Annotated in this window: 30 protein-coding genes and 1 other annotated feature; of the genes, 19 read left to right on the top strand and 11 right to left on the bottom strand. The window is 47.5% G+C overall.

The genetic code is table 11. The annotated features are described in order from the left end of the window. Positions 1 to 81 precede the first annotated feature (81 nt). Positions 82 to 1,662: a peptide chain release factor 3 gene (locus AM231_RS20250; protein WP_054404252.1), complete on the top strand. Its 1,581-nt coding sequence runs from the start codon at positions 82 to 84 to the stop codon at positions 1,660 to 1,662. A gap of 78 nt (positions 1,663 to 1,740) precedes the next feature. On the opposite strand, the gene sspI is transcribed toward AM231_RS20250, so the two are convergent. Further along, positions 1,741 to 1,977 (bottom strand): small acid-soluble spore protein SspI, encoded by a 237-nt coding sequence (gene sspI, locus AM231_RS20245; protein ID WP_053491525.1) that lies wholly within the window; start codon positions 1,975 to 1,977, stop codon positions 1,741 to 1,743. Positions 1,978 to 2,117: 140 nt separating this feature from the next. Between sspI and AM231_RS20240 the strand changes: the two genes are divergently transcribed. From AM231_RS20240 to yunB, 6 genes are all read left to right on the top strand, one after another. Continuing rightward, positions 2,118 to 2,780, top strand: a complete 663-nt coding sequence (locus tag AM231_RS20240; RefSeq protein ID WP_053491526.1) for a potassium channel family protein — start codon at positions 2,118 to 2,120, stop codon at positions 2,778 to 2,780. Between the two features lie 70 nt (positions 2,781 to 2,850). Beyond that, positions 2,851 to 3,648: a TrmH family RNA methyltransferase gene (locus AM231_RS20235; RefSeq protein ID WP_054404251.1), complete on the top strand. Its 798-nt coding sequence runs from the start codon at positions 2,851 to 2,853 to the stop codon at positions 3,646 to 3,648. Between the two features lie 123 nt (positions 3,649 to 3,771). Next, positions 3,772 to 4,197 (top strand): DUF1801 domain-containing protein, encoded by a 426-nt coding sequence (locus AM231_RS20230; RefSeq protein WP_053491528.1) that lies wholly within the window; start codon positions 3,772 to 3,774, stop codon positions 4,195 to 4,197. Between the two features lie 189 nt (positions 4,198 to 4,386). Next, entirely contained in the window at positions 4,387 to 4,812 is a 426-nt protein-coding gene (locus AM231_RS20225; RefSeq protein WP_054404250.1) for an SRPBCC family protein, read from the top strand. 3 nt (positions 4,813 to 4,815) lie between these two features. Continuing rightward, a complete protein-coding gene (locus AM231_RS20220) occupies positions 4,816 to 5,163 on the top strand; it encodes an ArsR/SmtB family transcription factor (RefSeq protein ID WP_054404249.1) in 348 nt (115 codons plus the stop codon). A 155-nt stretch (positions 5,164 to 5,318) separates the two neighbouring features. Continuing rightward, entirely contained in the window at positions 5,319 to 6,299 is a 981-nt protein-coding gene (gene yunB, locus AM231_RS20215; protein WP_054404248.1) for a sporulation protein YunB, read from the top strand. Positions 6,300 to 6,335: 36 nt separating this feature from the next. Here the strand turns inward: yunB and AM231_RS20210 are convergent, their stop codons facing one another. Then, positions 6,336 to 7,406, bottom strand: a complete 1,071-nt coding sequence (locus AM231_RS20210) for a M23 family metallopeptidase (RefSeq protein WP_423212934.1) — start codon at positions 7,404 to 7,406, stop codon at positions 6,336 to 6,338. Between the two features lie 204 nt (positions 7,407 to 7,610). Between AM231_RS20210 and lipA the strand changes: the two genes are divergently transcribed. After that, the gene (lipA, locus tag AM231_RS20205) at positions 7,611 to 8,525 is read left to right on the top strand and encodes a lipoyl synthase (RefSeq protein WP_082341756.1); all 915 of its coding nucleotides are present in this window, start codon (positions 7,611 to 7,613) and stop codon (positions 8,523 to 8,525) included. A 28-nt stretch (positions 8,526 to 8,553) separates the two neighbouring features. Next, complete coding sequence (locus AM231_RS20200; protein WP_054404246.1) at positions 8,554 to 9,066, top strand: YutD family protein; 513 nt, start codon at positions 8,554 to 8,556, stop codon at positions 9,064 to 9,066. A 46-nt stretch (positions 9,067 to 9,112) separates the two neighbouring features. Here the strand turns inward: AM231_RS20200 and AM231_RS20195 are convergent, their stop codons facing one another. Together AM231_RS20195 and ylbJ are read right to left on the bottom strand one after the other, a co-directional pair. Continuing rightward, the gene (locus AM231_RS20195; RefSeq protein WP_054404245.1) at positions 9,113 to 9,916 is read right to left on the bottom strand and encodes an NAD kinase; all 804 of its coding nucleotides are present in this window, start codon (positions 9,914 to 9,916) and stop codon (positions 9,113 to 9,115) included. Positions 9,917 to 9,980: 64 nt separating this feature from the next. Then, a complete protein-coding gene (ylbJ, locus tag AM231_RS20190; protein WP_053491536.1) occupies positions 9,981 to 11,210 on the bottom strand; it encodes a sporulation integral membrane protein YlbJ in 1,230 nt (409 codons plus the stop codon). A 396-nt stretch (positions 11,211 to 11,606) separates the two neighbouring features. Here ylbJ and AM231_RS20185 point away from each other — a divergent pair, with 396 nt between their 5' ends. Both AM231_RS20185 and AM231_RS20180 read left to right on the top strand, forming a co-directional pair. Continuing rightward, positions 11,607 to 11,984, top strand: a complete 378-nt coding sequence (locus AM231_RS20185) for a globin domain-containing protein (protein WP_054404244.1) — start codon at positions 11,607 to 11,609, stop codon at positions 11,982 to 11,984. Positions 11,985 to 12,040: 56 nt separating this feature from the next. Further along, entirely contained in the window at positions 12,041 to 12,736 is a 696-nt protein-coding gene (locus AM231_RS20180) for a DUF2225 domain-containing protein (RefSeq protein WP_242615247.1), read from the top strand. Positions 12,737 to 12,804: 68 nt separating this feature from the next. On the opposite strand, the gene AM231_RS20175 is transcribed toward AM231_RS20180, so the two are convergent. Then, a complete protein-coding gene (locus tag AM231_RS20175; protein ID WP_053491539.1) occupies positions 12,805 to 13,035 on the bottom strand; it encodes a hypothetical protein in 231 nt (76 codons plus the stop codon). Then, a complete protein-coding gene (locus AM231_RS20170) occupies positions 13,032 to 13,217 on the bottom strand; it encodes a YycC family protein (RefSeq protein ID WP_054404242.1) in 186 nt (61 codons plus the stop codon). Before AM231_RS20170 ends, AM231_RS20175 begins: the two co-directional genes overlap by 4 nt. Before the next feature lie 119 nt (positions 13,218 to 13,336). Between AM231_RS20170 and AM231_RS20165 the strand changes: the two genes are divergently transcribed. Both AM231_RS20165 and AM231_RS20160 read left to right on the top strand, forming a co-directional pair. Next, positions 13,337 to 15,130, top strand: a complete 1,794-nt coding sequence (locus tag AM231_RS20165; protein WP_054404241.1) for a M3 family oligoendopeptidase — start codon at positions 13,337 to 13,339, stop codon at positions 15,128 to 15,130. 216 nt (positions 15,131 to 15,346) lie between these two features. After that, positions 15,347 to 15,760 (top strand): hypothetical protein, encoded by a 414-nt coding sequence (locus AM231_RS20160; protein WP_054404240.1) that lies wholly within the window; start codon positions 15,347 to 15,349, stop codon positions 15,758 to 15,760. Positions 15,761 to 15,844: 84 nt separating this feature from the next. Here AM231_RS20160 and AM231_RS20155 read toward each other — a convergent pair whose 3' ends face one another. Both AM231_RS20155 and AM231_RS20150 read right to left on the bottom strand, forming a co-directional pair. Beyond that, a complete protein-coding gene (locus tag AM231_RS20155; RefSeq protein ID WP_006212633.1) occupies positions 15,845 to 16,066 on the bottom strand; it encodes an alpha/beta-type small acid-soluble spore protein in 222 nt (73 codons plus the stop codon). A gap of 219 nt (positions 16,067 to 16,285) precedes the next feature. Further along, positions 16,286 to 17,275 (bottom strand): aldose 1-epimerase, encoded by a 990-nt coding sequence (locus tag AM231_RS20150; RefSeq protein WP_054404239.1) that lies wholly within the window; start codon positions 17,273 to 17,275, stop codon positions 16,286 to 16,288. A 181-nt stretch (positions 17,276 to 17,456) separates the two neighbouring features. Then, positions 17,457 to 17,698: a binding site (T-box leader), on the top strand. Between the two features lie 92 nt (positions 17,699 to 17,790). Here AM231_RS20150 and trpS point away from each other — a divergent pair. Further along, positions 17,791 to 18,777 carry a tryptophan--tRNA ligase gene (gene trpS, locus AM231_RS20145; protein ID WP_053494100.1) on the top strand — a complete coding sequence of 329 codons (987 nt, stop codon included), beginning with the start codon at positions 17,791 to 17,793 and terminating at the stop codon, positions 18,775 to 18,777. A gap of 13 nt (positions 18,778 to 18,790) precedes the next feature. Here the strand turns inward: trpS and AM231_RS29215 are convergent, their stop codons facing one another. Next, positions 18,791 to 18,958 (bottom strand): hypothetical protein, encoded by a 168-nt coding sequence (locus AM231_RS29215; protein ID WP_165593444.1) that lies wholly within the window; start codon positions 18,956 to 18,958, stop codon positions 18,791 to 18,793. 120 nt (positions 18,959 to 19,078) lie between these two features. Here AM231_RS29215 and AM231_RS20140 point away from each other — a divergent pair, with 120 nt between their 5' ends. The 3 genes from AM231_RS20140 to AM231_RS20130 all read left to right on the top strand — a co-directional run bounded on the left by AM231_RS20140 (position 19,079) and on the right by AM231_RS20130 (position 21,216). Then, on the top strand, positions 19,079 to 19,297 hold the full coding sequence (locus tag AM231_RS20140; RefSeq protein WP_053491544.1) for an alpha/beta-type small acid-soluble spore protein: 219 nt from the start codon (positions 19,079 to 19,081) through the stop codon (positions 19,295 to 19,297). Between the two features lie 282 nt (positions 19,298 to 19,579). Further along, the gene (cyoE, locus tag AM231_RS20135) at positions 19,580 to 20,518 is read left to right on the top strand and encodes a heme o synthase (RefSeq protein WP_054404238.1); all 939 of its coding nucleotides are present in this window, start codon (positions 19,580 to 19,582) and stop codon (positions 20,516 to 20,518) included. A gap of 80 nt (positions 20,519 to 20,598) precedes the next feature. Then, positions 20,599 to 21,216 (top strand): SCO family protein, encoded by a 618-nt coding sequence (locus tag AM231_RS20130; protein WP_054404237.1) that lies wholly within the window; start codon positions 20,599 to 20,601, stop codon positions 21,214 to 21,216. Between the two features lie 102 nt (positions 21,217 to 21,318). Here the strand turns inward: AM231_RS20130 and AM231_RS20125 are convergent, their stop codons facing one another. Together AM231_RS20125 and AM231_RS20120 are read right to left on the bottom strand one after the other, a co-directional pair. Next, complete coding sequence (locus tag AM231_RS20125; RefSeq protein ID WP_053491547.1) at positions 21,319 to 21,666, bottom strand: toprim domain-containing protein; 348 nt, start codon at positions 21,664 to 21,666, stop codon at positions 21,319 to 21,321. A 412-nt stretch (positions 21,667 to 22,078) separates the two neighbouring features. Then, positions 22,079 to 23,242, bottom strand: a complete 1,164-nt coding sequence (locus AM231_RS20120; RefSeq protein ID WP_054404236.1) for an MFS transporter — start codon at positions 23,240 to 23,242, stop codon at positions 22,079 to 22,081. Between the two features lie 179 nt (positions 23,243 to 23,421). Between AM231_RS20120 and AM231_RS20115 the strand changes: the two genes are divergently transcribed. Next, positions 23,422 to 23,868 carry a hypothetical protein gene (locus AM231_RS20115; RefSeq protein ID WP_054404235.1) on the top strand — a complete coding sequence of 149 codons (447 nt, stop codon included), beginning with the start codon at positions 23,422 to 23,424 and terminating at the stop codon, positions 23,866 to 23,868. A gap of 108 nt (positions 23,869 to 23,976) precedes the next feature. Further along, a complete protein-coding gene (locus AM231_RS20110; protein ID WP_106406106.1) occupies positions 23,977 to 25,125 on the top strand; it encodes a transglutaminase domain-containing protein in 1,149 nt (382 codons plus the stop codon). Positions 25,126 to 25,249 lie beyond the last annotated feature (124 nt).

Below are 25,249 nucleotides of genomic sequence, written 5' to 3'. Positions count from 1 at the left end.
GCACACGGCGCCTGGGGATGATTTGCGTATAAATTGTGGTACAATGATATACATGACTTTAGTTACGAAGGGATTTGTGAAATGGCAAAGCTAATAGATGAACTGCAGCATGAAGTGGATAAGCGTCGTACGTTTGCGATTATTTCCCACCCTGACGCTGGTAAAACAACACTGACTGAGAAGCTGCTCTTGTTCGGGGGCGCCATTCGTCTGGCTGGATCGGTTAAAGCTCGCAAAGCTAGCAAGCATGCAACGAGTGACTGGATGGAGATTGAGAAGCAACGGGGAATCTCGGTTACCTCGTCGGTTATGCAATTTGATTATTTAGGGCATCGAATTAACATATTGGATACGCCCGGTCACCAAGACTTCAGTGAGGATACCTATCGGACATTAACGGCCGCTGACAGTGCCGTCATGTTGATTGACGTAGCCAAGGGGGTTGAGGCCCAGACCATTAAGCTGTTTCAGGTTTGTGCCAAGCGGGGGATTCCGATTTTTACTTTTATTAATAAACTCGACCGGGAAGGGCGCAGCCCGTTTGATCTTATGGAAGAACTCGAGCAGGTTCTCGGTATTCGTTCCGTACCGATGAATTGGCCGATCGGTTCCGGCCGTGACCTGTGCGGTGTGTACGACCGGGTTAAGAATCAGGTTGAATTATTCCAGGGAGACGACCATTCCAAGATTGAAGTACAGAAGGTCGAAGGATATGAGGACCCGGTGATTCGCGAGATGGCTGGAGAGTATCTGCATGATCAGTTGTGCCAGGACTTGGAGCTGCTGGACGTTGCCGGTGATCCATTCGATCTGGACAAAGTGTTAAAAGGGCAGTTAACGCCTGTATTCTTCGGCAGTGCAATCAATAACTTTGGTGTTCAAACCTTCCTAGAGAATTTCCTTCAACTTGCGCCGAAGCCGGAGCCCCGTGTTAGTAAGGCTGGTTTGGTGGAACCCACCAACGAGAAGTTTTCGGGATATGTTTTTAAAATCCAAGCCAATATGAATCCGGCTCACCGGGACCGCATCGCTTTCTTGCGGATTGTATCGGGCAAGTTCGAACGCGGAATGAGCGTGAAGCATGTACGGGTAGGCAAGGATATCAAGCTGTCGCAGCCGCAGCAGTTCTTGGCGCAGGACCGTGATATTGTACAGGAGGCATATCCTGGCGATATTATCGGTCTGTTTGACCCGGGAATTTTCCGGATCGGAGACTCTCTGAGCCAGGGAGGGGAAGTTGTATTCGACGAGCTTCCTACATTCTCTCCAGAGATCTTTGCTAAAGTGACGGTAAAGAACGCGCTTAAGCATAAGCAGTATCAAAAAGGGATTGACCAATTAACGGAAGAAGGAACCATTCAGGTATTCCGCACGGTGAGTTTTGATGAGTCGATTCTGGGGGTTGTAGGTCAGCTCCAGTTCGAAGTGTTCGAGTATCGGATGAAAGGGGAGTACGGGGTCGATGTCCAGCTTCAACGGATGCCGTATCAGTTTGCCCGCTGGATCGTGGACGATAATATTGACCCATCCAAGTTCCGGATTAACTCTACCCTGGTGAAAGACAAGAAGGATAATTACGTGGTTCTGTTCGAGAATGAGTATGCCATGAGAACGGCCATGGAGAAGAATCCGACCGCCAAGTTTCTGGAAACCGCTCCATAAGATACGAGATAAATTATATATAGATAGAACAATCCCCTAGCTATAACAGCTTAGGGGATTGTTCTTGTTGATTGTGGGTTATCCCTGTAGATTTCCGGGCGTAACGGTTTTCAAGTGACTATGAAGGGAGGAGACAAGGCTAGTCTGTTGAACAACATCCATGTCCTTCCACATCATTTCAAACATTACACCGAGTCCCGGCAGGGCGGCTTCAGGCCCGTCAACGGAACCCTCGATCATGGAGCGCAGCTCTTCCTCGTCCTGGTTATGGACTTTATGAATGACAGCTTGCCTTAGATCTAACAATATGGACATCGAAATGTTCCTCCTTGTTATGAAAGGGTCATTGTGTAATGTGCCCGTTCAAGAGCAGTTACATTCAAGTATTCGAAGCAGTATGATATACTGTTATCATTCATATCAGGATTGACCTAGGCTCGTGGAGGGATATAAATATGGCTAAGAAGCAGTACGCAGTAATCGGTATGGGGCGTTTTGGCACCAGTGTTGCCAAGGAACTGAGTGGTATGGGATTTGACGTATTGGCCGTAGACGCGAGCGAACAGCGTGTTCAAGAAATTGCGAATATGGTTACGCATGCTGTATCAGCAGATTCAACGGATGAAGAGGCCCTTCGCGCGCTCGGCATCCGAAATTTTGATGTGGTTGTCGTAGCGATCGGGGAAGACATTCAATCCAGCATTCTGACGACGCTGATTTTGAAAGATCTTGGAGTACCTGCCATTATTGTAAAGGCAAAGAATGAGCTGCACGGAAAAGTACTTAATAAAATCGGTGCCGACAAGGTGATTTTTCCTGAACGTGACATGGGGCTGCGGGTTGCTCACCATTTAGTGTCACCGAATATTTTGGATTATATCGATTTGTCGGATGACTACAGCATCATGGAGATGCTGGCTACTGGCGATTTGATCGGCCATAACCTGATAGAGCTTGATATTCGGGCACGGTTTGGCTGCAACGTCATGGCGATTCGAAGTGACTCGGACATGAATATTTCGCCGAGCCCCGATGACCGTATTGAGGAAGGCGATATTCTCGTTATTGTGGGACATAAGAATGACTTAACGAAGCTGGAGCTTGCTTATCCGAAATAAGAATTTCGACCGTGAGCGCTTGCTCCGGACGTCCGGTTGTATATATGCTAAGAAACGGATGGGTTAACAGATGGAGATATTATCAACGCAGAATGCCAGAGTGAAGGGCTGGGCACAGCTGCAGGAGAAAAAACACCGGGACAAGCAAAACAAATACGTGGTAGAAGGCGTTCATCTCGTGCAGGAAGCTCTGTCATCCGGAGCGGACATTGAGTGCGTGGCTTATGATGTGGAGAAGGGTATTCCCCAAGAGATCCGTCATATCTCGGATACGGGTCAAGGTGTCGAATGGATCGGCGTATCCCACGCCGTCATATCGAAGGTGAGCGATACGCCTTCACCGCAGCAGGTGTTCGCCGTTGTCCGCAAGGAAGCACGGCAATGGCAGGATCTGATTCTGCGTGAGAGCGGCCTGGTGATTGTTCTGGACGGGCTTCAAGATCCGGGGAATGTGGGAACCATCATACGAAGTGCAGATGCCGTAGGGGCTGCTGGCGTCGTTCTGGGTCGCGGCTGCGCGGATTTGTACAATCCCAAAACGCTGCGTTCTACGATGGGCTCTCTTTTTCATTTACCGGTGCTAGAAGGTGATTTGCTGAGCATTTTGCCGGAAGCCAGGGAACGGGGAGCGAGGTTGGTCACAACCTTGCTGGAAGGCAAACGCTCCTGCTTTGAGTATGATTTTACTGGGACAAGCTGGATCGTAATTGGCAGTGAAGGACGCGGGGTCTCACCCGAGGTAGCGCTACTTGTGGACGACGCGATCCGCATTCCTATGCCGGGACAGGCTGAATCGTTGAACGCGGCCATGGCAGCTTCCGTATTAATGTATGAGGCATTGCGGCAAAAAGAGTATGCTGATCGATAAGGGTGTGTATGAATTTGCAAGGCAGGAAAAGATTAGCGCGGCTGATCCTCTTCCTGCCTTTTTTATTTAGTTTTGAACCAGATTGGCCACAATATCAGAGGGGTTCGAAAGGAGTTCATCAAAGTGTACGAGCCAAAAACAAAAGAAACGGATCATAGCGTGATAGAGTTTATCGAGCAGGTGGATTCGCCAAAAAAGCGGGAAGATGCCTATCGCTTGCTGGAAATTTTCGAAGAGACGAGCGGTTTTGAAGCCAAGATGTGGGGACCGAGTATCATCGGATTTGGCACTTATCATTACCGCTACGATTCCGGGCACGAAGGAGATGCCCCATATGTAGGCTTTTCTCCGCGAAAGGCGAAAATCAGCCTGTATTTTGCACCTGGTGACGAGCAACGTGCGAACCTGCTGCAAAATTTTGGCAAGCATACGGCTGGGAAGGGCTGTGTTTATATCAACAAAGTTGCGGATATTGATACTGAAGTGCTGAGGCAGTTGATTCTCGAATCGATCACTTTTTTGAAGCAGACCTATCCGGATCAATCCTAATTGTTGGGTCACGGAAAAAACGTAAGATGCTCCTGCTTGGTTATGACTTAGACGGTAAGCAGCACGTAGTATGTGACTAATAGAGATGGGTAGTATTGGTATTTGACGTGTGATTGGGATGGCGTCTATAATTCAATATGAAACCAAATGGTTTCCTAATTCTACACATAGGTGAGGTATGCTCTTAATATGAACAATTCATCCAACGGCAAGCTGCCGGATATTCGTCATTCGATTGTACTTAAAGCACCCATCGAGAAGGTGTGGAGAGCCGTGGCAACAGCAGAAGGAATTTCGGCCTGGTTCATGCCAAACAATTTTGAACCTGTGGAAGGCTTTGAGTTCACCTTGAATGCGGGCCCTTTCGGGAATTCACCATGCAAGGTCACGTTGATTGACGAGCCCAACCGTTTATCCTTCAAGTGGGGTAAGGATTGGAGCCTTACATTCGAACTGGTGCAGCAGGGAGATGATACGGAATTCACACTCATACACAGCGGATGGACAGCGGATCAAGTGACTGAGTTCGGGGAAGCTCATGATATCGTAAGAGGCCGGATGGACAACGGCTGGGCAGGCATTGTTCAGAAACTTGCTGGATACGTTGGAGAATAATCGATGTCGCAAGCTGTTCCGAAGCATGATGTGTATCAAGCTATTGCCGATCCCACTCGCCGAAAGCTGCTTGGTTTGTTAAGTGATAAGGAAATGCCGGTGAAAGAAATTACGGGACATTTTTCGATGACGCGCACGGCCGTGTCCAAGCATCTCCGTATTCTGGAGGAAGCGGGACTTGTACGGGACCGCAAGGTTGGACGCGAAACGCGATACCGTCTGGATGCTGAACCGCTTAAGGAATTGAAGGATTGGCTGGCTTACTTTGACCGCTTCTGGGAAAATAAACTATCGATGCTGCGATATTATGTGGAAGAACAACAAGAAGATCCTTCAGACAATGACAAGTAAATCTTTGGTCGTTGTCTGAAGGATGAGTACAAAAAAGAAGAACCCGATGGACTCCATCCGGGTTCTTCTTTTTTTCCATATGTCTGCATACGTTCTATACAGGAGAGCTTGTCATTTAAATCTGCTCCTCGGGGCAAAAATAGGAGGGACCAAGCATGAGGCGAAAGAGATGGGGAAGCAGACGTTTATCTTTTCCGTCCCTGTCATGGCCCAGACCAAGAAGAGCTTATAAGCCACCGTCACGCAGAGGCAGAGGATTCCGACCCATCCGGCCTGCAGCACACAGCCGAAGGAGCCCTAGAGTTGAGCGGCGGCGCAGCACGAAAAAATGGTGGCTGATTGGCACTTTGCTGCTACTGTTCGGGATTTTCAAGTTTTTTACCTATATTGAACAGAATCTGCGGCCACCGATCATGCATTTAGCTCAAATCAGAGTGAAGCAGATTGCTACCGAAGCGATTAATAATGCGATCACGTCGCAGGTAACGCAGGGGAAGGATTTTGATAACCTTGTTAATTGGAAGACAGATCGATCAGGCAAGGTAACGGGATTTATGCTGAATTATGCCGAGCATTTGAAAATCACGTCCCATACGACGGAGGTTGTACAGAACACGCTGAATGATATTCATAAGCGAAAGGAGCATATCCCGCTTGGACAGGTATTACAGAGCCCGATCATCGCCTCGTTCGGTCCACAGATTCCGTTAAAGATCGAGCCGCAGGGAGCAGTAAAGGTTCAGTTGGATACCAGACAGCAGGGTGCCGGCATCAACATGATTTTGGTAGAGGTATACGTTCATATTGTTACCGAAGTAGCGGTAGTCGTTCCATTTGACATGGAACCGCAGATTGTGGAAACCGATATTCCGATTTCATATCTGCTCGTGGTTGGCGATGTGCCGATGTACTATTATGATGGTCAGGGGAAAGCTGTCGGCGAGAATAAGGCAACCGCACCGAGCATAGCCATCCCGCCGCCTGCAACCAATGAGAACCAACATAACATTCAGCCGGAAGATCCGTCTGGGTCAACTTCACAACCGAACCCATCGGAGGGAACCATTCCTGTTGTCCCTTCACCTGGCGGTAATAACTTACCAGGAGAGCATGAGGGGACGGGTATAGTGGATTAACGATAAGAAAGCGCGCCTCTGACTAAAGAAGCGCGTTTATTTCTTTGAGCGTTTCTCTTCAGTCTCCCAGTGCTTCAGCAGCGGAAAAGGATCGAAGGCCCATTCGGTCAACCCGGTATCCCGGTAGATGCCGTAATGGAGATGCGGCGGAAATTTGCCTTGGGTTCCAGGCTTCCCGTAACCTGAACTGCCGACCCAGCCGAGGGTTTGGCCCGGCTTCACGACATCACCGAGTGTGATCCCTTTGTCAAAGCCCTGCAGGTGGGCGTAATAGTGGTAATGATTGTTCAGATCACGGATACCAATGCGCCATCCGCCATATTTATTCCAGCCTTTAATTTCGACAACGCCGTAACAGGTGCTACGTACAGGGACACCGTAATGGGCAAACAAATCGGTTCCCTCGTGGACTCTTCTTCCTCCCCAGTTTCGACCCATCCCGAATGTGCTCCGGTATGAATAGCTGCTTTTGACCGGGAGAGGAAATGCATGGTCAAACAAGTCCAGCTTCCCAAAGGTCTCGTACAGTTTGGCATACTGCATGACCCTCTGTACGGCCCGGGTGTTCTGATAGTAAGACCATAATCCTATGCTGAAATCATCAGTTGCATGTCCATAGGGAGCAAGTCTTGTTGCGACGGTATAGAGCAGGTCGGTATCATTGTTAGAATCTGCCTTGCCATCTCCATCCCCATCCAAACCGATGCCGGAGAACACATTGATCGATGTAGGATCTGTATCTTCTTGATTGGGATTTAATGGGCCAGCCCATCTTGCCTGAGGAATGAAAATGCCCAGCATCCGTTCCGGGTGCTTGCGATCCTTGGGATGTACACGGGTGAGCGTTCGTTCATACTGATCAATAGCAGCCAGACGATACCAGGGGATCTGGGTGAGGGTGGAAACTTGCTCGTACAGCGATTTTCGATTTGCAAAAATGGTATCAGGCTCAGCCGTTCCTGCCGCACTAACCTCCTTGGTAACCGTGTCAGAGGCAGAAGGGACGGAGGCTGCAACCGGCCCGCATAAACCGAAGGCAGCGGTGATGCCAGCCGTCACTCCTGCAATCCAGCGATATATAGTGCCTCGCTTCGCTAGTCTGTTAATCTTCAAGTGTCCTTCTCCTCCTTCGAGATAGTTATTTAAAGGATGGACAGTCCCGCCTACACTGTAGGGTGATTCCAATGAAGGATTTTTATCCATGCCGCAACTAGATCAATCCCATATCGATGCGAAACAAGTAATATGATGGCTTTCATGATATAATATTGGACAGCAAATGATGGGTTATGTCTTGAGCTATATCAATACATTCGAAAGAAGGTTCGTAATTTGACTAAAACTAAACAGCCAAAACCTGACTGGATTCGAATCAAGCTGACTACGGGCGATAATTATAAAGAAATTAAAAGCATGATGCGATCCAAGACGCTTCATACGGTGTGTGAAGAGGCTCGCTGTCCCAATATTTACGAATGCTGGGCGAACCGAACAGCAACCTTTATGATTCTGGGTGATATTTGCACCCGCGCTTGCCGTTTCTGCGCTGTGAATACAGGGCTTCCTACGGAGCTGGATCTCCAGGAGCCGGAACGCGTAGCGGAAGCAGCGGAACAGATGAATCTGCGTCACTGTGTTGTAACAAGCGTGGCACGGGATGATCTTAAAGATGGTGGTGCCTACATATTCGCTGAAACCGTCAAAGCCATTCGTAGACGATTGCCGCTCTGTTCGGTGGAAGTGCTGATTCCCGATTTCATGGGGAGCGAAGAAGCGCTCCAAATCGTCATGGATGTGAAGCCTGATATTCTAAACCATAACATCGAAACCGTGGAAAGAATGTCGGATCGGGTACGTGCAAAAGCCAAGTATACTCGTTCGTTACAGCTGTTGAAGAATGCGAAGGCCATGAAGCCTGACATTCCGACCAAGTCCAGCATAATGCTTGGCGTGGGTGAGCAATGGGATGAAATATTGAAAACGATGGATGACTTGCGTGCGGTGGACTGCGATATTATGACGATCGGCCAATATTTACAACCTTCGCCAAAACATCTGAATGTGGAAAAATACTATACACCGGAAGAATTTGCGCTCCTCAAAGAAGAAGGTATGAAGCGCGGATTCAGTCATGTGGAGTCCGGACCACTCGTGCGCAGCTCCTATCATGCACACGAGCAAGTAAAATCAGCAGAACGTAACAAGGAAGAGACCGTAAAGTCTTAACCTACGAAAAAGGCAGGGGAAGCTTTCAATGATCATTATCGGGAACAAAAGTTATGAGTTGTTAAAGGACCATCGAGACGGCTGGAATCAGGAAGCTTTCCGGGAGCGGTACAGTGAAGTGCTGGATCGTTATGATTACATCGTGGGTGATTGGGGATACAACCAGCTTCGCCTAAAGGGCTTCTATCGTGACAACCATCCGAAGGCTGCCAAGGATTCCACCTTCTCGAGCATGTCCGATTACATTAATGAATATTGCAATTTTGGTTGTGCTCATTTTGTTCTCCAAAAGATCAAGGAGCACAAAGACACAAAAGAACGGGACCCCAAGGAATTAGCGGAAACGCGCGAAGGCTCTTCCAAGGAAGAGCCGAAGGGGAATAAAGAGAAGGCTCAAGATGTTCCTAAGCCTGGCAAAGAACGTGAGCGGCGTGAGGTGAAGGAGACAAGATGCGAGCCTCGAGAGTCTAAAGAACCCAAAGAAAAGGACGCAAAGCCTGCCAAGGAGGCTGAGACTCCTTCTTCAGAGCCGAGTCAATAAAAAAGAACGATCTCCTGCTGCAGGAGATCGTTCTTTTTTGTAGGAATTAGCCAAGGAATGCATCACGGACACGATTCCAGAAAGGGAACGGCCGATAACGTGCAAAACTGACCTGCTGCTCCGCTACTTGACAGCGTACGGAAACGAGGTCATCAATTGAGATATTCACGTGATCGATCGTAAGGAGCAAGCGTTGTTCTTTACGAGAAAATATATCACAATGATGATGCTTGGGCAGAAGTAGTGGAGAGCCCAGCGTACGGAATATCCGGTTGTTTATGGAGGCGATTTCCGCGATCTGTAGAGCATCGATCGAAGGATGAACCATCGCCCCACCAACACTCTTGTTATAGGCTGTGCTGCCTGACGGCGTGGACACACAAATGCCGTCTCCCCTAAACATCTCAAAGGTTACATCATTGATGTCAATCTGCGCGACAACCGTACCGTCAACGCCTTTCAGCGTAAATTCATTTAAGGCAATATAAGAGGACGTCCCTGATTTCTTATGGATATCCAATTGAACCAGGGGATACTTAACGAGTCGGGGCTTCATGCCGCCCTGTCCACTTTCTCCGCTCATATGATCGATAAGCTCCGTTAGTTCATCAGCCTTCCAGTCAGCATAGAATCCCAGATGGCCCGTATGAACACCGACAAAAGCGAGATCAGGTATCCGATCGATAAAAGTGTGGAAGGCGTGCAGCATTGTGCCGTCTCCCCCGATTGAGACCACAATCTCCGGAGATTCTGCATCCAGCACAAACCCTCGCTGTTCCGCCAGCTTGTGAAACTGCTGGGTCAGCTCGACAGACAATGGGTCACCGCGGTCCAGAACATAATATCTCAAGTTGATAAGCTCCTTTGTAAGGTTATATAAAGATGATAATCAATCTTGGAGAAGAACACAATGTTCACCTTGGGAATTTGCGGAATTTCTGCTGCAAACGTCTAATAAACGGAATGAACAATGCCATACCAATCATAAAACCGATCAGAATGCAGAAAACCGCCATAATATGGGTATACCCGTTAAGCACGGATTCCGAAACAATCGATTGGGCCATGGTCGAAACGGTAGATCCCATCGTGCTGTTCCACAACAGCAATACCGCTGCAGCCGCAATAAAACCATGTATAAGTCTAGCGATGAGAAAAGGAAAATACCTGAGGTTGGTTGAGTTCAGAATACTAATGATTTGAGCATGGACCGACAAGCCGCCCCAGGACAATATAAAAGCAGCCGCAGCTGTTTTGAATGACAGCGGAATTTCTGGCCCCGCTTCTCCGGCATACTGCGCTCCAAGCGTTACTTCGAATAAGCCGCCTACGGTGGCAGTAGATAGGGATTCAGGCATCCCGAACAGGGATAATAACAAACGGATCGCTTCGGTTAGCGCTGGCATGACGCCGGCACGGGTCCAAAGCTCTAAAAATACAGAGAAGAACACCACCAATCCGCCGACGACAATGATCAACTGAAGGGATGAATCTATCGATTGTCTCAGCAGAGTGCCAAGGTCCCGGCCATCCTGCTCCCGGGCAGCATGCATAGCATGGAGAGCAGATTTGATCCGGCTTGTCTTGGTCTGGGACAGCTGAAGCAAATCTGTTGATTGTTTGGAAGCACGTCCGCCATGAAACCGCATCAGCAGCCCCACAATAAAGCCTCCACCGTAATGAGCCAAAGCGAGTATCAATCCAATCCGGGGATCATGGAAAAAGCCGATGGATACAGCGCCGATCAAAAATATGGGGTCAGAGGAGGTCGTAAAGGCAACAAGCCGTTCACCTTCTTCCCGATTTACCATCTTTTGTTCCCATAGCTTCGCGGTTAATTTGGCACCTACGGGGTAACCTGAAATATATCCCATCGCTGCAACGAACCCGCCAGCACCAGGGATGCGGAACAGCGGTCTCATCAGCGGATCCAGAAGTGTACCGATAAGATGGACCACGCCAAATCCGAGCAAAATCTCGGATATAACGAAGAACGGAAAAAGGGAAGGGAAGAGCACATCCCACCATATCGTCAGGCCGCGAAGAGCCGATTGCAGTGCCGCATCCGGAAATAGAGCCATCAGTACAATCACGCTGAGCAGAGCACTCACAAGCATGAGCCAGCCTATTTTGTTCATGAACATATAACGTAAACGCCTCCTGGCAATTGTTGTGAATGATAGATATCAAACCTTGCTATAAATCTATGCTGGATATAGGACAAACAGTATAAAAAACATTAGAAAGCGGTTACATTTTTACTTTATTTTCGGGGATATTGTGCTATAATAAAAAACATCAAAGCACATCTTTCGTATTATGTTTGGATGGAGTGATGATCATGAGCATTGTCGCAGGTATCCTTGTGTGCGCCTTCGTTTATGTCATACGTGCTTCCCTCGTCCAGAGTGAAGAGGACTGGCGCAGTTATTAATAGTTCTAAAAAGGTGCTAACATGAGCTTAGCGCCTTTTTTTGCTGTTTTTTGCTATAATGGATAGGTACATCGATCATACAAAACAGATGGGAGACTATGCGGATATGAATCCGAAATTAAGCATCTATGATAACCTCGGAGGTGCCGAGGGTATACGTTCGCTCGTCGAAGCTTTTTACCCGCGGGTGCAGCAAAATGAACTGCTTTCCCCGTTGTTTCCAGAAGATATTATGCCTGTGATGGAAAAGCAATATATGTTCCTAAGTCAGTTTTTTGGGGGACCTGCCTTGTTCTCTGAAGCGTTTGGACACCCGATGATGCGAGCAAGGCATATGAAGTTCCCGATTACGAATCTCCATGCTGAAGAATGGCTTGGATGTATGGCAGGTGCTCTGAGTGAGATCGGCGTGGAAGATGAGCTACGTGATTTTGTGCTGCAGCGGCTGTCCGGTCCCGCCCATCACTTCGTGAATACTCCTTAGTTCTTTAGATCTAGATTTAGATATGCAGTAGATGGAATGAAGGGATGGCGAGTGGCTTGAAATTGGAACCATTGTATTCGATCAAGGTTGTATGCGCACATTGTGAGCATGAATACCTGACTTCCAGGGTGAGACCCAGCTTTAAAAAAGCATACCGAACAGACACTGACTTTTGCTCGTACTACAAATCGGAGAATCCGGATTTCTATGTCGTGCGGATTTGTCCCGAATGCGGATTCGCATCCACGGAGAATTCAACATTGAAATTGAGTCAACGACAGAAAGCGCTATTCTATGAGCAAATTGGATGCCGCTGGGTAAAAAGGGATATGGGCGGGGAACGCACTCTGGAAGATGCTCTGGAGAGTTATAAGCTGGCTCTCCTCTGCGCGCAAGTGATCGGGGAACGTGATCGCATTATAGCCAGTCTCCTGCATCATATCGCGTGGCTGTATCGGTATCAGAACAACGAAGAGCAAGAGAAGCGGTTCTTGGGTTATAGTCTGGAGTCTTATATCCGAGTATTTGAGCTGGAAGGGGTGGGGGCGAATGATGCCCGTCTGCTGTACCTCATCGGAGAAATACACCGGAGGCTTGGTCAGTTCCAAGAAGCCGTTCAATGGTTCTCGAGAGTCGTTCAGGATGAGAAGATCATGGATGCTGCGATGATCCGTGCTTCCAGAGAGCAGTGGAGACTGATATCCGAGCAGATCCGTGAACAGAAGAATACTGCGCTCAAGGCAGAGTCCTAACGCAAAATAGCCCGCAGACAGGTCTGCAGGCTGTGGAAATTGCTCTAAGTCAAGGTATCGGAAGGGAATCAACGTAGTCGTTGATCCGTGAGCAAGTAGTCGAGATCGCTATCCAATACGGTTACTTTGTTGTGGCAGCAGGGAAAGATCAGCAGCTTTTTCTTTCCTTCCCTAACGCTGATCAGCTCCGTGGGTTTCATCGGCAATAGAACATTATCCGTTCCACAGAATGGACAGCTTTGTACATAAACGTCGTTTCCAATGACGTCATAAGGCCAGGTATTAGAAAAAGGGATCATGAGTTCTCCGAATCAGAGGCGTCGTCACTCTTCGTTGCTGCTTCGGCTTCCTGATGTTTGGCTAGCTCGGCAATCTTCTGCATTAATATATGCTGCGGCATATGCATCAGCTGTTCCAACGGAACGCCCAACTGCTTGGACAGTGTAATCGCCGTCTCGGGTGATATTTGCAAAGGTCTCATGGGCATTTAGCTCCTTCAGCAAAAATTTTTGTTATATATAGTTATACACTTTTCTCTAGGTCCATACAAACAGGATAAAACAGAAACCATAATTTTTCGTGAAAGGTGATGAATGTTCGATGGCACTTCAACAGACTTGGAATTTGGAATCGATATTTCCCGGAGGCTCTTCTTCACCGCAGCTTAAGACCTTTATTGAGACGCTGGAGAAAGATGTACAACAGCTTGAGCAAGACGTAAAAGCACTGGATATTCCGGAAACAATCCAGGACGCATCCAGTCTTGAACAATTTCTTGGGCATTTTCAGAGAGCGTACGCCAGAATTCGGGAAGTCTCTGCATTTGTAAGCTGTTTAACCGCGCAGAACGTAAACGACAAAAAGGCGGTTCAATGGTCAGGGCGGGTCACATCGTTATCTGCAATCCTGCAGGCGGTTAAGAATCAATTTGATAATATTCTGCGGGGTATGGACGATGAGCTATGGGCTGCCTGGACTGCCTCGGATCAGGTATCCGACCTGGATTTTGTCTTGAACGAAAGTCGTCATCTTGCGCAGGAAAAGATGAGCCCTGAACTCGAAAGCCTGGCCTTGTCGCTGGGTGTGGACGGTTATCATGGATGGGGAAAAATGTACGACACAATCGTAAAAAACATCCAAATCCCATATGAGGAAGAGGGAAAGACGGTTCTTCTGTCTGCAGGACAAGCATTCAATAAAATGCATGATCCCCGCAGGGAAGTGCGCCAAGCGATGTTTGAGAAGTGGGAGCAGGCTTGGGGCAATTCGGCCGATTATTGTGCGGATACGCTCAACCACTTATCGGGCTATCGCTTAAAGCTGTATGAGAACCGCGGGTGGGATGATGTACTGAAAGAACCGCTTGCGATCGGCCGGATGAGCCAGCAGACGCTGGATACCATGTGGGCTGTCATTCAGGATACCAAGCCGGTGCTTGTGGAATATCTGAACCGTAAAGCGAAGCTGCTTGGACTGGATGGACTTTCTTGGAGCGATGTCGATGCACCGCTGAGCACTTCGGCTGCCAAAATCTCTTATGATGATGCCGCAGCTAACATTGTGGAACAATTCCGTAAATTCAGTCCAAGATTGGCTGACTTCTCACAAATGGCTTTTGATAAGGGTTGGATAGAAGTTGAGGATCGTCCCGGCAAGCGGCCTGGCGGTTTCTGTACATCCTTCCCGGCTAGCGATCAAACCCGGATCTTCATGACATTCGGCGGTACGGCATCCAACGTATCAACCTTGGCGCATGAGCTGGGCCATGCCTACCATCAGCATGTTATGAGGGGAATTCCGGTGCTGAATCAGAAGTACGCCATGAACGTTGCCGAAACGGCATCTACCTTTGCTGAAATGATTGTCTTTGATGCGATGGTTAAAGGTGCGGGTAGTGAGGATGAGAAGCTTGCTTTGCTGGAGGAGAAAATTCAGAACAGCGTGGCTTTCTTTATGAATATCCATGCCCGGTTCTTGTTTGAAACCCGTTTCTATGACAGACGGAAGAATGGACTACTCAGCAGTGAAGAAATTTCAGAAATGATGGTAGAGGCGCAAAAAGAAGCGTATTGCGACACATTGACCTCCTATCACCCACATTTCTGGGCATCCAAACTGCATTTTTATATCACGGGCACGCCGTTTTATAATTTCCCTTACACCTTCGGTTATATGTTCAGTACAGGCTTGTACGTTCGGGCTTTGGAAGAGGGACCTGTTTTTGCAGAAAAGTATGATGCCCTTCTTCGGGATACTGGCGTAATGTCGGTAGAAAATTTGGCGAAAAAGCATCTGAATGTCGATCTGACGGAGCGCGATTTTTGGCAGAGCGCGGCTAATGCCTGCGTCGACGATATTAAACAATTCCTGCAAATGACGGAACATCGAGTTTAAATATCTATCTCTAAGGAGGCCCTTCGGGCTTCCTTTTTTTGTCGCAAAAGAAAGAATAGTGACGTAAAGAAGAAGAGAATTTGCTAATTAATTGTGCATTTTTAGGGATAAATACCCATTTATGTTGAATAATGTTGATCCGTTGGTTCCTTTCCCCTATAATGAGTCATAAGCCCTAATAATAGGGAAGATTTACTAATAAAGGAGGGAGAAGGGATGGTTAAACTAGATCAATTATCACTGACTAGACAATTGGATATTGTATTTAAAGAGTTGCAGGAAGAGTTGGGTGGTCTAAGTTCAGGAACAGTATTTGTACAAATACGAAATAATGTAATTGGCAAGTTTGGGATAAGGCATAATCCTTTGGCTGGGCGAAACGGAGTCATCACTCCATGTGGGGAAGGACTAAGCGAAGCCCAACAATTCTCTTTTCGTACGATGGCACTTGAAAGTCTGAAACATAAACGTCATTGGACCCATGGTGAGATCAGTTATGAATTTATGTTGCGACACGGCATGGTCGTCGTTGATGCTATACTTGAATCCAACTATAACATGGCCAGTTTGATGATACGGTATCCACGTAATACATATGCCGAAGCTGCTTCGGAATCCATGAACTCATAATTATATAGCATATAGAACGAAAGAGGCGATCTTTGGGGAGAAGATCGCCTCTTTCTATTTACGGCTGGAGGGAAGAGTTGCGATTTACAGGTTCGAACGACCCGATAATTGCTGCTCAGCCAATTGCACCAGACGTTTCGTGATGTAACCTCCCAAAGAACCGGTTTCACGGGAAGTGTAGTTTCCGTAGTAACCGTCTTGTGGAATTGTTACACCCAATTCTTGTGCAGCTTCCATCTTCAGTTGTTGAAGAGCTGCAGTTGCTTGAGGTACGACAAGATTGTTAGAAGAACGACCTTGAGCCATGTCATGTCACCTCCTTTGATGTTGTATGAGGATATTATGACTGAATGATAGGAATCTCATTCGTTCCTAGAGCAGATTAGGTACTGGTAAAATTAGCCGCTCATCCAAAAAATCTTATTGACGTAGAACAGGCCAAGAGCGGACCCTTGATTTTCAAAGGGCTGCTCTTGGCCTGGCAAGTCTTAAGTATAAGTTTCTCGCGCTTCCTAAATTGTTGATTTACTCTCGCTCCGAATTCGGTGGCGACTTCTGGATGCTGATCTTGGTGTCCAGATTTACGCATTGGCCCGGTTCCAAACGGATCAATCCGGTCTCTTCGTCAGAGAGATTCAAATTGGGGGCGTTGGGAAGCCAGGTGTAGGGTTCAATACAGAGAAACTGCTCAGCAATCCCTTTGGTATAAAGCACCCAGTGCTTGAAATAGGAGCGATCAGCCGTGTAAAGAATCTCATAACCATCATCTCTTTGAAGCCTGGCTTCGGCTGGTTTACCCTCGGGAATTTTTAATATCGTATCCAGATCGGTATCCTTCAAATTGAGTCCGCTATTGAGAAGATCCAGATGGCCGAGAGGTGAAAACTCACCAGTCGGGATAAGCTCATTATTCAAGGTATAAATACCTTCTACAGGCACATCAAGTGTCCAGCGATGTGGTTCACCATCGAGCAGAAACCACGTATGGTAACCCATACCGAACGGGACGGGGCTTGAGCCAAGATTTGTTACACGAAGACTCTGCGACAATCGGGTTCCCTGAAGACGGAAGGTCATCTCAAGTTTTAACGGAACAGGGAATTGGGCAATCCACTTGGGATCATCCGCTGACAAAAATTCTGTCGAAATAGCGCACCCATCCTCATCTTCCTCTATGTCGCTTACACACCAGGCTTGCGATCGGTGAAGACCATGGATATGATTGTCATTTGCAGTGTTTTGATCAAATTGGTACGAAGTTCCGCCATACTCAAACTGGCCTTTAGCAATTCGACCCGGCGGAATGAGCATCGGAATGCCGAAGTGGTATGGCTTCTGCAAATAGAAGGCCAGCTCGCTTTCATCTGGTTTTCGCAGGATTTCACGCTGTTCTTCAGTGTCTTTAATTCCAATGACGTTGTTACCTAGACGAGGAAGGAGAGTCACTTCAAGACGGCCGCTGTTTAAAATATAAGTGTCGTAACCATTCCACTGGCCTTTGGTCACTTGATTCATATCGATGCTCCTTTACTAACAAAAATCATGGTCTGGACGATTAACCACATCATAACAGATTTTTATGGAAAGGGTAAAAGAAAAGCTTCAAAACCCGATGAACACTTCATGACGAATTGGAATTGACAAGGTCGAGCAAGAGTCTTATCATTGCATGTAATAGTGATCTAAAATGATGAATTGAAACACGATGACAAGGACAAGTAAGCAAGTGCGGCCATCCTTCAGAAAGCCGGTGGTTGATGTGAACCGGTGGATCCGCTTTGCCGAATGGACCTTTGAGTGCCGTGCTGAACGGGAAAGTGCTGCTATTTCCTTAATATGCCGGCCGGGTATTCTCCGTTACAAGAATGGAAGGCTGCAGCAAGCGATTTTTATAAGTTGCAGCGAATAAGGGTGGCACCACGGTCTCACGTCCCTTGCGGATGTGAGGCCTTTTTTGTGTTTTGACAGAAACTCCCCAAGGCGGGACAATGGTGAATTTGAATCATATCAAGGAATATGGAGGGTTAAGCATGAAAACTGTATTATCGGGGATCCAACCAAGCGGTAATTTGACACTTGGTAACTACATTGGAGCTATTAAAAATTTTGTTAAGCTACAAGAAGAGCATGACTGTTACTTTATGGTGGTCGATCTGCATGCCATTACCGTACCCCAGGAGCCGAGCTCGCTGCGGGATCGTTCTGAATCGGTAGCAGCACTATATGTTGCCGCAGGCATTGATCCGAATCGGGCTAATATCTTCTTGCAGTCTCATGTTCCACAGCATGCCGAGCTGGCATGGATTATGACAACCATGGTGAACATGGGTGAGCTGGAGCGGATGACACAATTCAAAGATAAGTCCGAAGGCAAGGAATCCGTAGGAGCGGGACTGTTTGTATATCCTGCGCTGATGGCCGCTGACATTTTGCTTTATAACGCCAATCTGGTACCCGTGGGAGATGACCAGAAGCAGCATTTGGAGATTACGCGCGATTTGGCTGCACGATTTAATCACCGTTTCGGCAACTATTTCAACATTCCCGAACCGTTTATTCCGAAAGTAGGCGCTCGAATCATGTCATTGGATGATGCTTCTAAAAAAATGAGCAAGAGTAATCCGGTTGAGGGAAGTTATATAGCGATGCTGGATACACCTGATCAAATTCGCAAGAAGATCAGTCGAGCGACAACAGACTCGGGGGCAGAGGTACGCTATGATCCAGCTGCTAAACCGGAGGTGAGCAATCTCATGAGTATTTACTCCGAGTGCGCGGGGGTATCTTTGCAAGAAGTTCAAGCGCGTTTTGAAGGGAAAATGTACGGAGCGTTCAAGAAAGAGCTTGGCGAAGTTGTCGCAGCAGCTCTGGAGCCATTGCAAAACAGATACTACGAAATTCGCCAAACCGGTGAAATTCATGACATCCTCGCCAAGGGAGCCGAGCAGGCGCAGAAAAAAGCGACTCAGATACTGGATGGTGTGAAGGATAAGATGGGCTTTCTGGCACCTAAATAATCTTGCTTCTCTTCTATGAAGGTCTGCGCTTGGCTTTGATGATGAAGCCCCACCCGATGTTAAGGATGGAGAGCAGCCCCAAGCCGACAGCAAGAAAACCGTTATAGCTTATGGAGATAGCTGAGGCGGCGAGCAGAACGATAGAGGAGATCGCGAACCATAGGGATAACGCTTTACTCATATGAAAAAAACCTCCAAAGATTGAATTGAAAAAATACGTATAACGTTTGAGGATAGAGCCATAATAAGTTTGCAAGCTTGCACTGGAATAACAGACATTCAGTGAAGGGAGAAATTTAATATGGCACGCAGCAGCAACAATCTGGTTGTACCTCAAGCTAGAACAGCATTGCAAAGTTTGAAGCTCGAGGCTGCTCGAGAACTGGGCGTAACAATTCCTCAAGACGGTTACTATGGTAACTATACTTCCCGGGAGACAGGATCCCTGGGTGGCTATATTACAAAACGTTTGGTACAGCAAGCAGAACAGGCTCTCTCGGGCTCTGGACGTACGCTGTAATCTTATTCTCATAATGTTTGCAGAAAGCCCGGAGCGCTAGCAATAGCGCTCCGGTTTTGTTTACTTATCAAGATTTGATACAATGGCTAGTACATAGATAAATTGTGCCTTAAACAACGCCATAACGTCAAGATCGGAACCCATCGAATGTCACTGAATTGTCATATAGATGGAACTAATTCCGAAGGATTGCTAAACACTTTTTACTAATGATATGATAAACTTTATAGCGGAGGCAATACTTCCTCCATAATGACAGATATTAAGGAGGAACGTTTACACGTGGATAATCACTTGAGATACCAAGCTCCTTCAGAATCCGCAGCATTGGCCTCGGCAGCGCCCGTGCCTCCCGATCAGGCAGGGACTTGGAAAGATTTTATCACGGTGACGAAACCTGGAATTATTCGGTCGAATGTGATAGCAGCTTTTGCCGGATTTTGGTTAGCATCGCGTTGGGATATTCAATTTGGTTTGATGTTTATGACACTTCTCGGAACCGTGCTCGTCATGGCTTCGTCCTGTGTTTTCAATAACTATTTCGATCGCGAGCTCGACATGAAGATGGAACGTACTCGGGACCGCTCTCTCCCAACTGGACGGTTGACCCCTAAGGTTGTTCTTTGGTATGCCGTTATTTTAGGAGTCGTGGGACTAGCCATGTTATTCCTGTTCTCGGGCGTGCTTGCAGGTGTGTTCGGAGCCGTTGGAATGTTCGTGTATGTTGTAGTTTATACCCTATGGCTTAAACGTTCTTCGACTTGGAGTACATCCGTAGGTGCTATTTCTGGAGCTATGCCGCCGGTGATCGGTTATGTAGCAGTGACTGGCAGCGTAGATATGGGAGCAATCTTGTTGTTCGCCTTGCTGTTTCTCTGGCAGCCGCCTCATTTCTGGGCGCTGGGCATCCGTCGGGTCGAGGAATACCGTGCAGCCGGATTTCCGTTGTTGCCGGTGGTTAAGGGGATTAAACGTACCAAGATTCAGATGATTCCTTATTTGGTACTTCTCATACCCATACCGATTCTAATGTACACATACGGGTACGCAGGTATATTCTTTTTGGTAATCGGACTCCTCCTGGCAATCGGATGGCTTTATATCGCATTGCAGGGATTCTGGGCCAAGGACGATGAAGCGTGGTCCAAAAAGTTATTCATTTTCTCGATCAACTATTTGACCTTGAGCCTGATCGTTCTAATACTCAACACCACCTTCTGACAGGTGGCAGTGCTTTAGCGCTATAAACAACCTGATAGTGTACAGGGATTGCCTGAGATGAAGGGAGAGTATGGAAGGTTATGCAAGCTTTTAAACGCTATAAATGGACGTGGGCACTGCTCGCAGTCTGTCTAATTGCTGCCATTTATCTGGTATACAACTCGCTGGGATTTGGGAAGGATAAGCTCCCAATCGTTCGAGAGGTAGCCGCCTACTCCATGGAGAACGTGGATGGGAAGACGATCACTTCGGAGGATACCAAAGGCAAGGTGAAACTGATGTATTTCTATTTCACCAGTTGTCCTGATGTGTGCCCGATCACGACATTGGTTCTCTCGCAAATACAGGAAGAACTGAAAAAAGAGGGGCTCTTCGGAAATGAAGTGAACTTTGTATCCATCTCGTTTGATCCGGAGACCGATACAAAGGATAAAATCAAGGAATTTGGTGACCGATTCTTCGCTGATTATAGCGGTTGGTATTTCCTTCGGGGCGACCAGGAGGAAACGCGGAAGCTGATGCAGGATACTTTCAAAATTCCTTTGCTCGGGAATAACTCTACAAACTTCACGCATGGTAATTCCATTTCCTTGGTTGACCGTGATAACAATATTCGGAAGACCTACAACGCAGCGGACCCAGCTCAAATGAAGACAGAGGACATTGTCAAGGACATTAAAACCTTAATCAAGGAATAATCATCGGTAAAACCAAAAGGCGTGCTCTATCGTTATATATGGAGCACGCCTTTTTGATTTGAATTGAAGAGTTATTGAGACTCTCTGATTCGTACATTGTAATCAAAAAGAATCAGGAGGAGGGTAAATGATAAATTCTTCCAAACCAGCCTTCTCCAGCTGGGCTATTAAGTATTCGTCGGGAGTTCCTTCGACACCGGCATATCCTCGGCGTGTATAGATTTGCTCAGCATCAGGAAATACATCTCGAAGGGCACCACGGATTTTCTTGCCGGAGCTGTCATTATCCATAAAGAGATAGACTTCCTGGTTCTTGACCTGTTTATACAGGCTCTCAAGCTTGGTGGAGTTTAACGTTCCGAAGGTGCATAGGATGGTTATATCCGAAGTGAGCAAACGGCGAAGTCGGCTTCGATCGTTCTTCCCTTCTACGATGAGAAATATCGGCATTATTTATCACCTCTGTCATGATACGGAGATCTCTGGCGGCAATTCCCCGGGAAATGTTGTTGTGCCGTCGAATAATGTAATCATAGTGTAACTTGTTTTTGGCGGATCATGCAAAGGACAAATAACGGCCATCCATGCGGAGGGCCGTAAATGTTATTTCCATGTATGGTTAGTAGAAGCAGCTCAGAATAATGACGAGCAGAATGTACAAAACCAAAATCATTCCTACATCATTTCCGAGACCTGCCGTATAACAAGGTTTGTGATGTTGATGATGAACTTGAGTCATGATTGCTTCACCCCTTGATTAGATATCAGTGGTCATATGCCACACTGTATCTTATGTGGGTTTACCCATACGGATTGTGCATTGGCCCATCTGTATCTATTTAGGCGCTCGCCTGGTGCAGCTTCAGGATGTAATGGGAGTTTCCGGGGTGATAGAGGTTACCGGCTCCTCATGAGGGCGTTTAGGAAGCAGCAGCAGGACGGTCATCAGCATCAGAAACGCGATGAAATATGGAGATACAACGATCCGCAGCTGTCCTGCCGCAATTGGACCCACAAAGGAGCCTAGCGACATGGCAATCGATTGCAGGGAGAATACTTTACCGAGCCTGCCGCCGCCACTAAGTTCAATGAACAAAGAGGAGAGCGCAGGAAAGAGCAGGCCCTTCGCAAGACCGAGTGTGAACAGAATGATAGTAATTGGTATTTGTTCCGCAGCAGCCAAAGCATAGAAGCAAATAGCGAGCCCAAACACACCGATGACGACTCTGGAATGAGGGCCATAACGGTTGAGGAACAGCATGCTAAGCGTCACTAGTGCTCCAAGGCTTATGACAGAGAATAAAAGTCCAGTGGACATAATGCTTGCTTGGCCGCTCTCTCGAAGCGGTATTTCGAAGAACAGGATTCCTTGAGAGCATGCGATAGCAAAAGGTATTAAATATAAACGCAGGCTAAAAGGCAGCCTTGACGGCGTCTGTTGCGTGAGAGATCGTTGTTCCTCATTCTGGGCTAGAGCTGGCATACGCTTGGGGAGGCTTAAGAATGCCATCAAGCCGGTGAATATCAATAGCCAGCCCAAGCTTTGGAATGTCCCAGAAAACCCGGCCTTGGCCACAATGAAGGCTCCTGCCGCCGGAGATAACACAGAGGCCAGCGTATGGATTACACCGTGACCGGACATGTATTTCCCCTGTGTCACGGGATCCCGGGATAGAGAGGCGAGCAGCGCCAAGCAGGCGGGTGATAAAAATGCTAGTACAAAGCCGCTGATTGAGCGGAGGACGAGCAGCTGCCAGGGTAATTGGACATGTGCTTGGAGCAGTAAAATAACACCAGCGGCGGTTAGGCTGAAAATAATGTAGCGTCTGCTCCCATGTCGATCAATAAGATTGGCTGCAAGCAGATTACCGGGCAGATGTGTTAAAGCATAGATGCCCATCATCCATCCGATAAAGGTAGGAGCTGCACCCAGCGAGATCGCAAAGGGTGTCAGCACAGGATACTGAGCATGCAAATCAAAAAACGCCAGGAATAAAAACATATAGAGCCATAAAGCGGTTTTCAATAGGGCCCCCTCCAATCCGGCAATTGTCGATACGTCATTACTACTTGTACGTTCGAAAGGGCAAGCTTAGACCTTTTTATGAAAAGACCGGTTGGCTGACAGCTTTGCGGGGTATCATGTATAATTAATATAAGGGCCTAAGCTGGCCGCTTTGAAACGATTGACGGGAGTGAAACGAATTGGATATGCAGGTCTGGATTGAGTTCCTTAAACAAAATTGGTTAGTCATTGCGATTGCGTTAATTATTTTATTTATTGTGCTTAATGTGGTGAGAACCGTCATTAAGTGGGCACTTGTTGTGCTTATTATTGGGGGATTGTTGATATACAGTGGAATTTCCTTCGACAAGATTCAGGAGGTCGTAACGACTGTAAAGGATGAAACGGTAGATACGATAAAAACAGAAGCGCTAAACATGATGATGAAGGAAGCAAAGGAAGCGAAGTATACTTCCAATGGAGACGGCACCTACTCCATCAAAGCTCCTAATCTGGAGCTGACAGGAAGTGCCGGTTCGGAAAAGGTTGACGTTACTTTCCGCGGTGTGTCTGTCGGGAAATGGGAAATCAATGAGACGATTCGGAGTTTTATCGACGATGCAAAGGGCAATGCGGCATCTAAATAAATCCTGACGAAGCATAATCGGATACGTATGTAAGCGGGCGTAAGTGTATTCATGCTGGCCCGCTTGCCACGGTGAGTGAAGACATCATGAGAGAGGAGGGGTTACCCGTTGATGTCAGCATGGAAAGAAAGCGTGCTGGATGGTAATGGGATTACCATCTTGCTGCTTCTGATTGTAGCTTTTTCTTTATTACAAGGATGGAATCGGGGAGCCTCCCGCTCGGCAGGGAAGCTTGTTTTTTTTCTGGGGGATGCGGTGCTTCGATTGGTTGGACTGGCGATATCTATCCCTTTTACATTGTGGCTCTCACCGAAAGCAGGAGAGTGGTTGAGCAGTGTCTCAAGCCTGCCGAATCGTGGGCTGCGCGTGTGGGAACAGATGTATTATACCGTTATAAAATCGCTGGCCGATTTTCCGTTGTTGCGATTTGCTGTGTTGTTCATGCTGAGTTATGCCCTTATTGTATTTATGCTTCGTCTCTTGGTATCCCTCATAATGGGGGAAGGACAAGGGCTGATTAGATCTGGAAAGGATAGATCTTCATCGCTGCCCAGCCGCCTGACTGGTGCTGGAATCGGCGTGATCATGGGTGCCGCGCGCGCTATTATCGTTATTGCGCTGTTATTCATCTATGTCAGCCTTAATCCCGATCAAAGCTTCAGCCGGTACGTTGAGGCTTCACCAGTTTATCAACAGGGAGCCCAAGCAGTCATAGAGCCGCTGTCAGGTAAGCTCGTCCGGGAAAAACTGCCGGTATTTACCCAGTCAGTCCAAGAGGAACTCAATGGGATTATCCAGCGGAAGTATGAGGTTATCGACCATAAAATTCCCGCAGGTATTGAGCAGACCGCGGCCCATGTCGTCCAAGGGGCGGAAACCGATGAAGAGAAGGCACGAAAACTCTATGATTGGGTGGGGACCCGAATTTCGTACGATTATGATAAGGTCACACTTTATGAAGAACAGCGGATATGGAAAGAGCAAACCCCGCAGGATACGTACGATACCCGGTTAGGTGTATGCATCGATTACGCGCGGCTATATGCGATGATGGCCCGCTCTCAGGATCTTCAAGTCCGCGTAGTAACAGGAAGAGGGTACAACGGGCAAGGCGGTTACGGTCCGCATGCATGGAATGAGGTCTATTTGGCCGAAGAGAAGCGGTGGGTGCCGCTGGATCCCACATGGGCCCAGAGCGGAAACTGGTTTAACCCGCCGCGCTTTAATGAAACGCATATAAAGGAACAGGTATTTTGAACGAGTATGGATGATGGAGAGGGGCGGACTTTCGGAAGCGGAAGTGCGCCTCTCCCATCTGGAAGGCCGGGCGGATGAAGTGGAGAGGGCGGATATGTTAATATGGTTTTATGGATTGTGGATA

Origin of the sequence: Paenibacillus solani, from assembly GCF_001277345.1 — a bacterium.
In the GTDB taxonomy this organism is placed as follows: Bacteria; Bacillota; Bacilli; order Paenibacillales; family Paenibacillaceae; genus Paenibacillus_AQ; species Paenibacillus_AQ solani.
Note: the sequence above shows the minus strand (reverse complement) of the source record. Positions and strands in the feature narration are given on the sequence as shown.

Bases quoted from the DNA above. Each gene is read 5' to 3' on its own strand.
- AM231_RS29215 (WP_165593444.1), bottom strand. From the start codon at position 18,958: ATGAGTAAAGCGTTATCCCTATGGTTCGCGATCTCCTCTATCGTTCTG.
- AM231_RS20150 (WP_054404239.1), bottom strand. From the start codon at position 17,275: ATGAATCAAGTGACCAAAGGCCAGTGGAATGGTTACGACACTTATATT.
- AM231_RS20165 (WP_054404241.1), top strand. From the start codon at position 13,337: ATGGCACTTCAACAGACTTGGAATTTGGAATCGATATTTCCCGGAGGC.
- AM231_RS20250 (WP_054404252.1), top strand. From the start codon at position 82: ATGGCAAAGCTAATAGATGAACTGCAGCATGAAGTGGATAAGCGTCGT.
- AM231_RS20175 (WP_053491539.1), bottom strand. From the start codon at position 13,035: ATGATCCCTTTTTCTAATACCTGGCCTTATGACGTCATTGGAAACGAC.
- AM231_RS20220 (WP_054404249.1), top strand. From the start codon at position 4,816: ATGTCGCAAGCTGTTCCGAAGCATGATGTGTATCAAGCTATTGCCGAT.
- AM231_RS20125 (WP_053491547.1), bottom strand. From the start codon at position 21,666: ATGCCGATATTTCTCATCGTAGAAGGGAAGAACGATCGAAGCCGACTT.
- AM231_RS20185 (WP_054404244.1), top strand. From the start codon at position 11,607: ATGAATCCGAAATTAAGCATCTATGATAACCTCGGAGGTGCCGAGGGT.
- AM231_RS20200 (WP_054404246.1), top strand. From the start codon at position 8,554: ATGATCATTATCGGGAACAAAAGTTATGAGTTGTTAAAGGACCATCGA.
- AM231_RS20170 (WP_054404242.1), bottom strand. From the start codon at position 13,217: ATGAGACCTTTGCAAATATCACCCGAGACGGCGATTACACTGTCCAAG.
- AM231_RS20225 (WP_054404250.1), top strand. From the start codon at position 4,387: ATGAACAATTCATCCAACGGCAAGCTGCCGGATATTCGTCATTCGATT.
- AM231_RS20235 (WP_054404251.1), top strand. From the start codon at position 2,851: ATGGAGATATTATCAACGCAGAATGCCAGAGTGAAGGGCTGGGCACAG.
- AM231_RS20155 (WP_006212633.1), bottom strand. From the start codon at position 16,066: ATGGCTCAAGGTCGTTCTTCTAACAATCTTGTCGTACCTCAAGCAACT.
- AM231_RS20160 (WP_054404240.1), top strand. From the start codon at position 15,347: ATGGTTAAACTAGATCAATTATCACTGACTAGACAATTGGATATTGTA.
- AM231_RS20130 (WP_054404237.1), top strand. From the start codon at position 20,599: ATGCAAGCTTTTAAACGCTATAAATGGACGTGGGCACTGCTCGCAGTC.
- AM231_RS20140 (WP_053491544.1), top strand. From the start codon at position 19,079: ATGGCACGCAGCAGCAACAATCTGGTTGTACCTCAAGCTAGAACAGCA.
- sspI (WP_053491525.1), bottom strand. From the start codon at position 1,977: ATGTCCATATTGTTAGATCTAAGGCAAGCTGTCATTCATAAAGTCCAT.
- AM231_RS20240 (WP_053491526.1), top strand. From the start codon at position 2,118: ATGGCTAAGAAGCAGTACGCAGTAATCGGTATGGGGCGTTTTGGCACC.
- ylbJ (WP_053491536.1), bottom strand. From the start codon at position 11,210: ATGTTCATGAACAAAATAGGCTGGCTCATGCTTGTGAGTGCTCTGCTC.
- yunB (WP_054404248.1), top strand. From the start codon at position 5,319: ATGAGGCGAAAGAGATGGGGAAGCAGACGTTTATCTTTTCCGTCCCTG.
- trpS (WP_053494100.1), top strand. From the start codon at position 17,791: ATGAAAACTGTATTATCGGGGATCCAACCAAGCGGTAATTTGACACTT.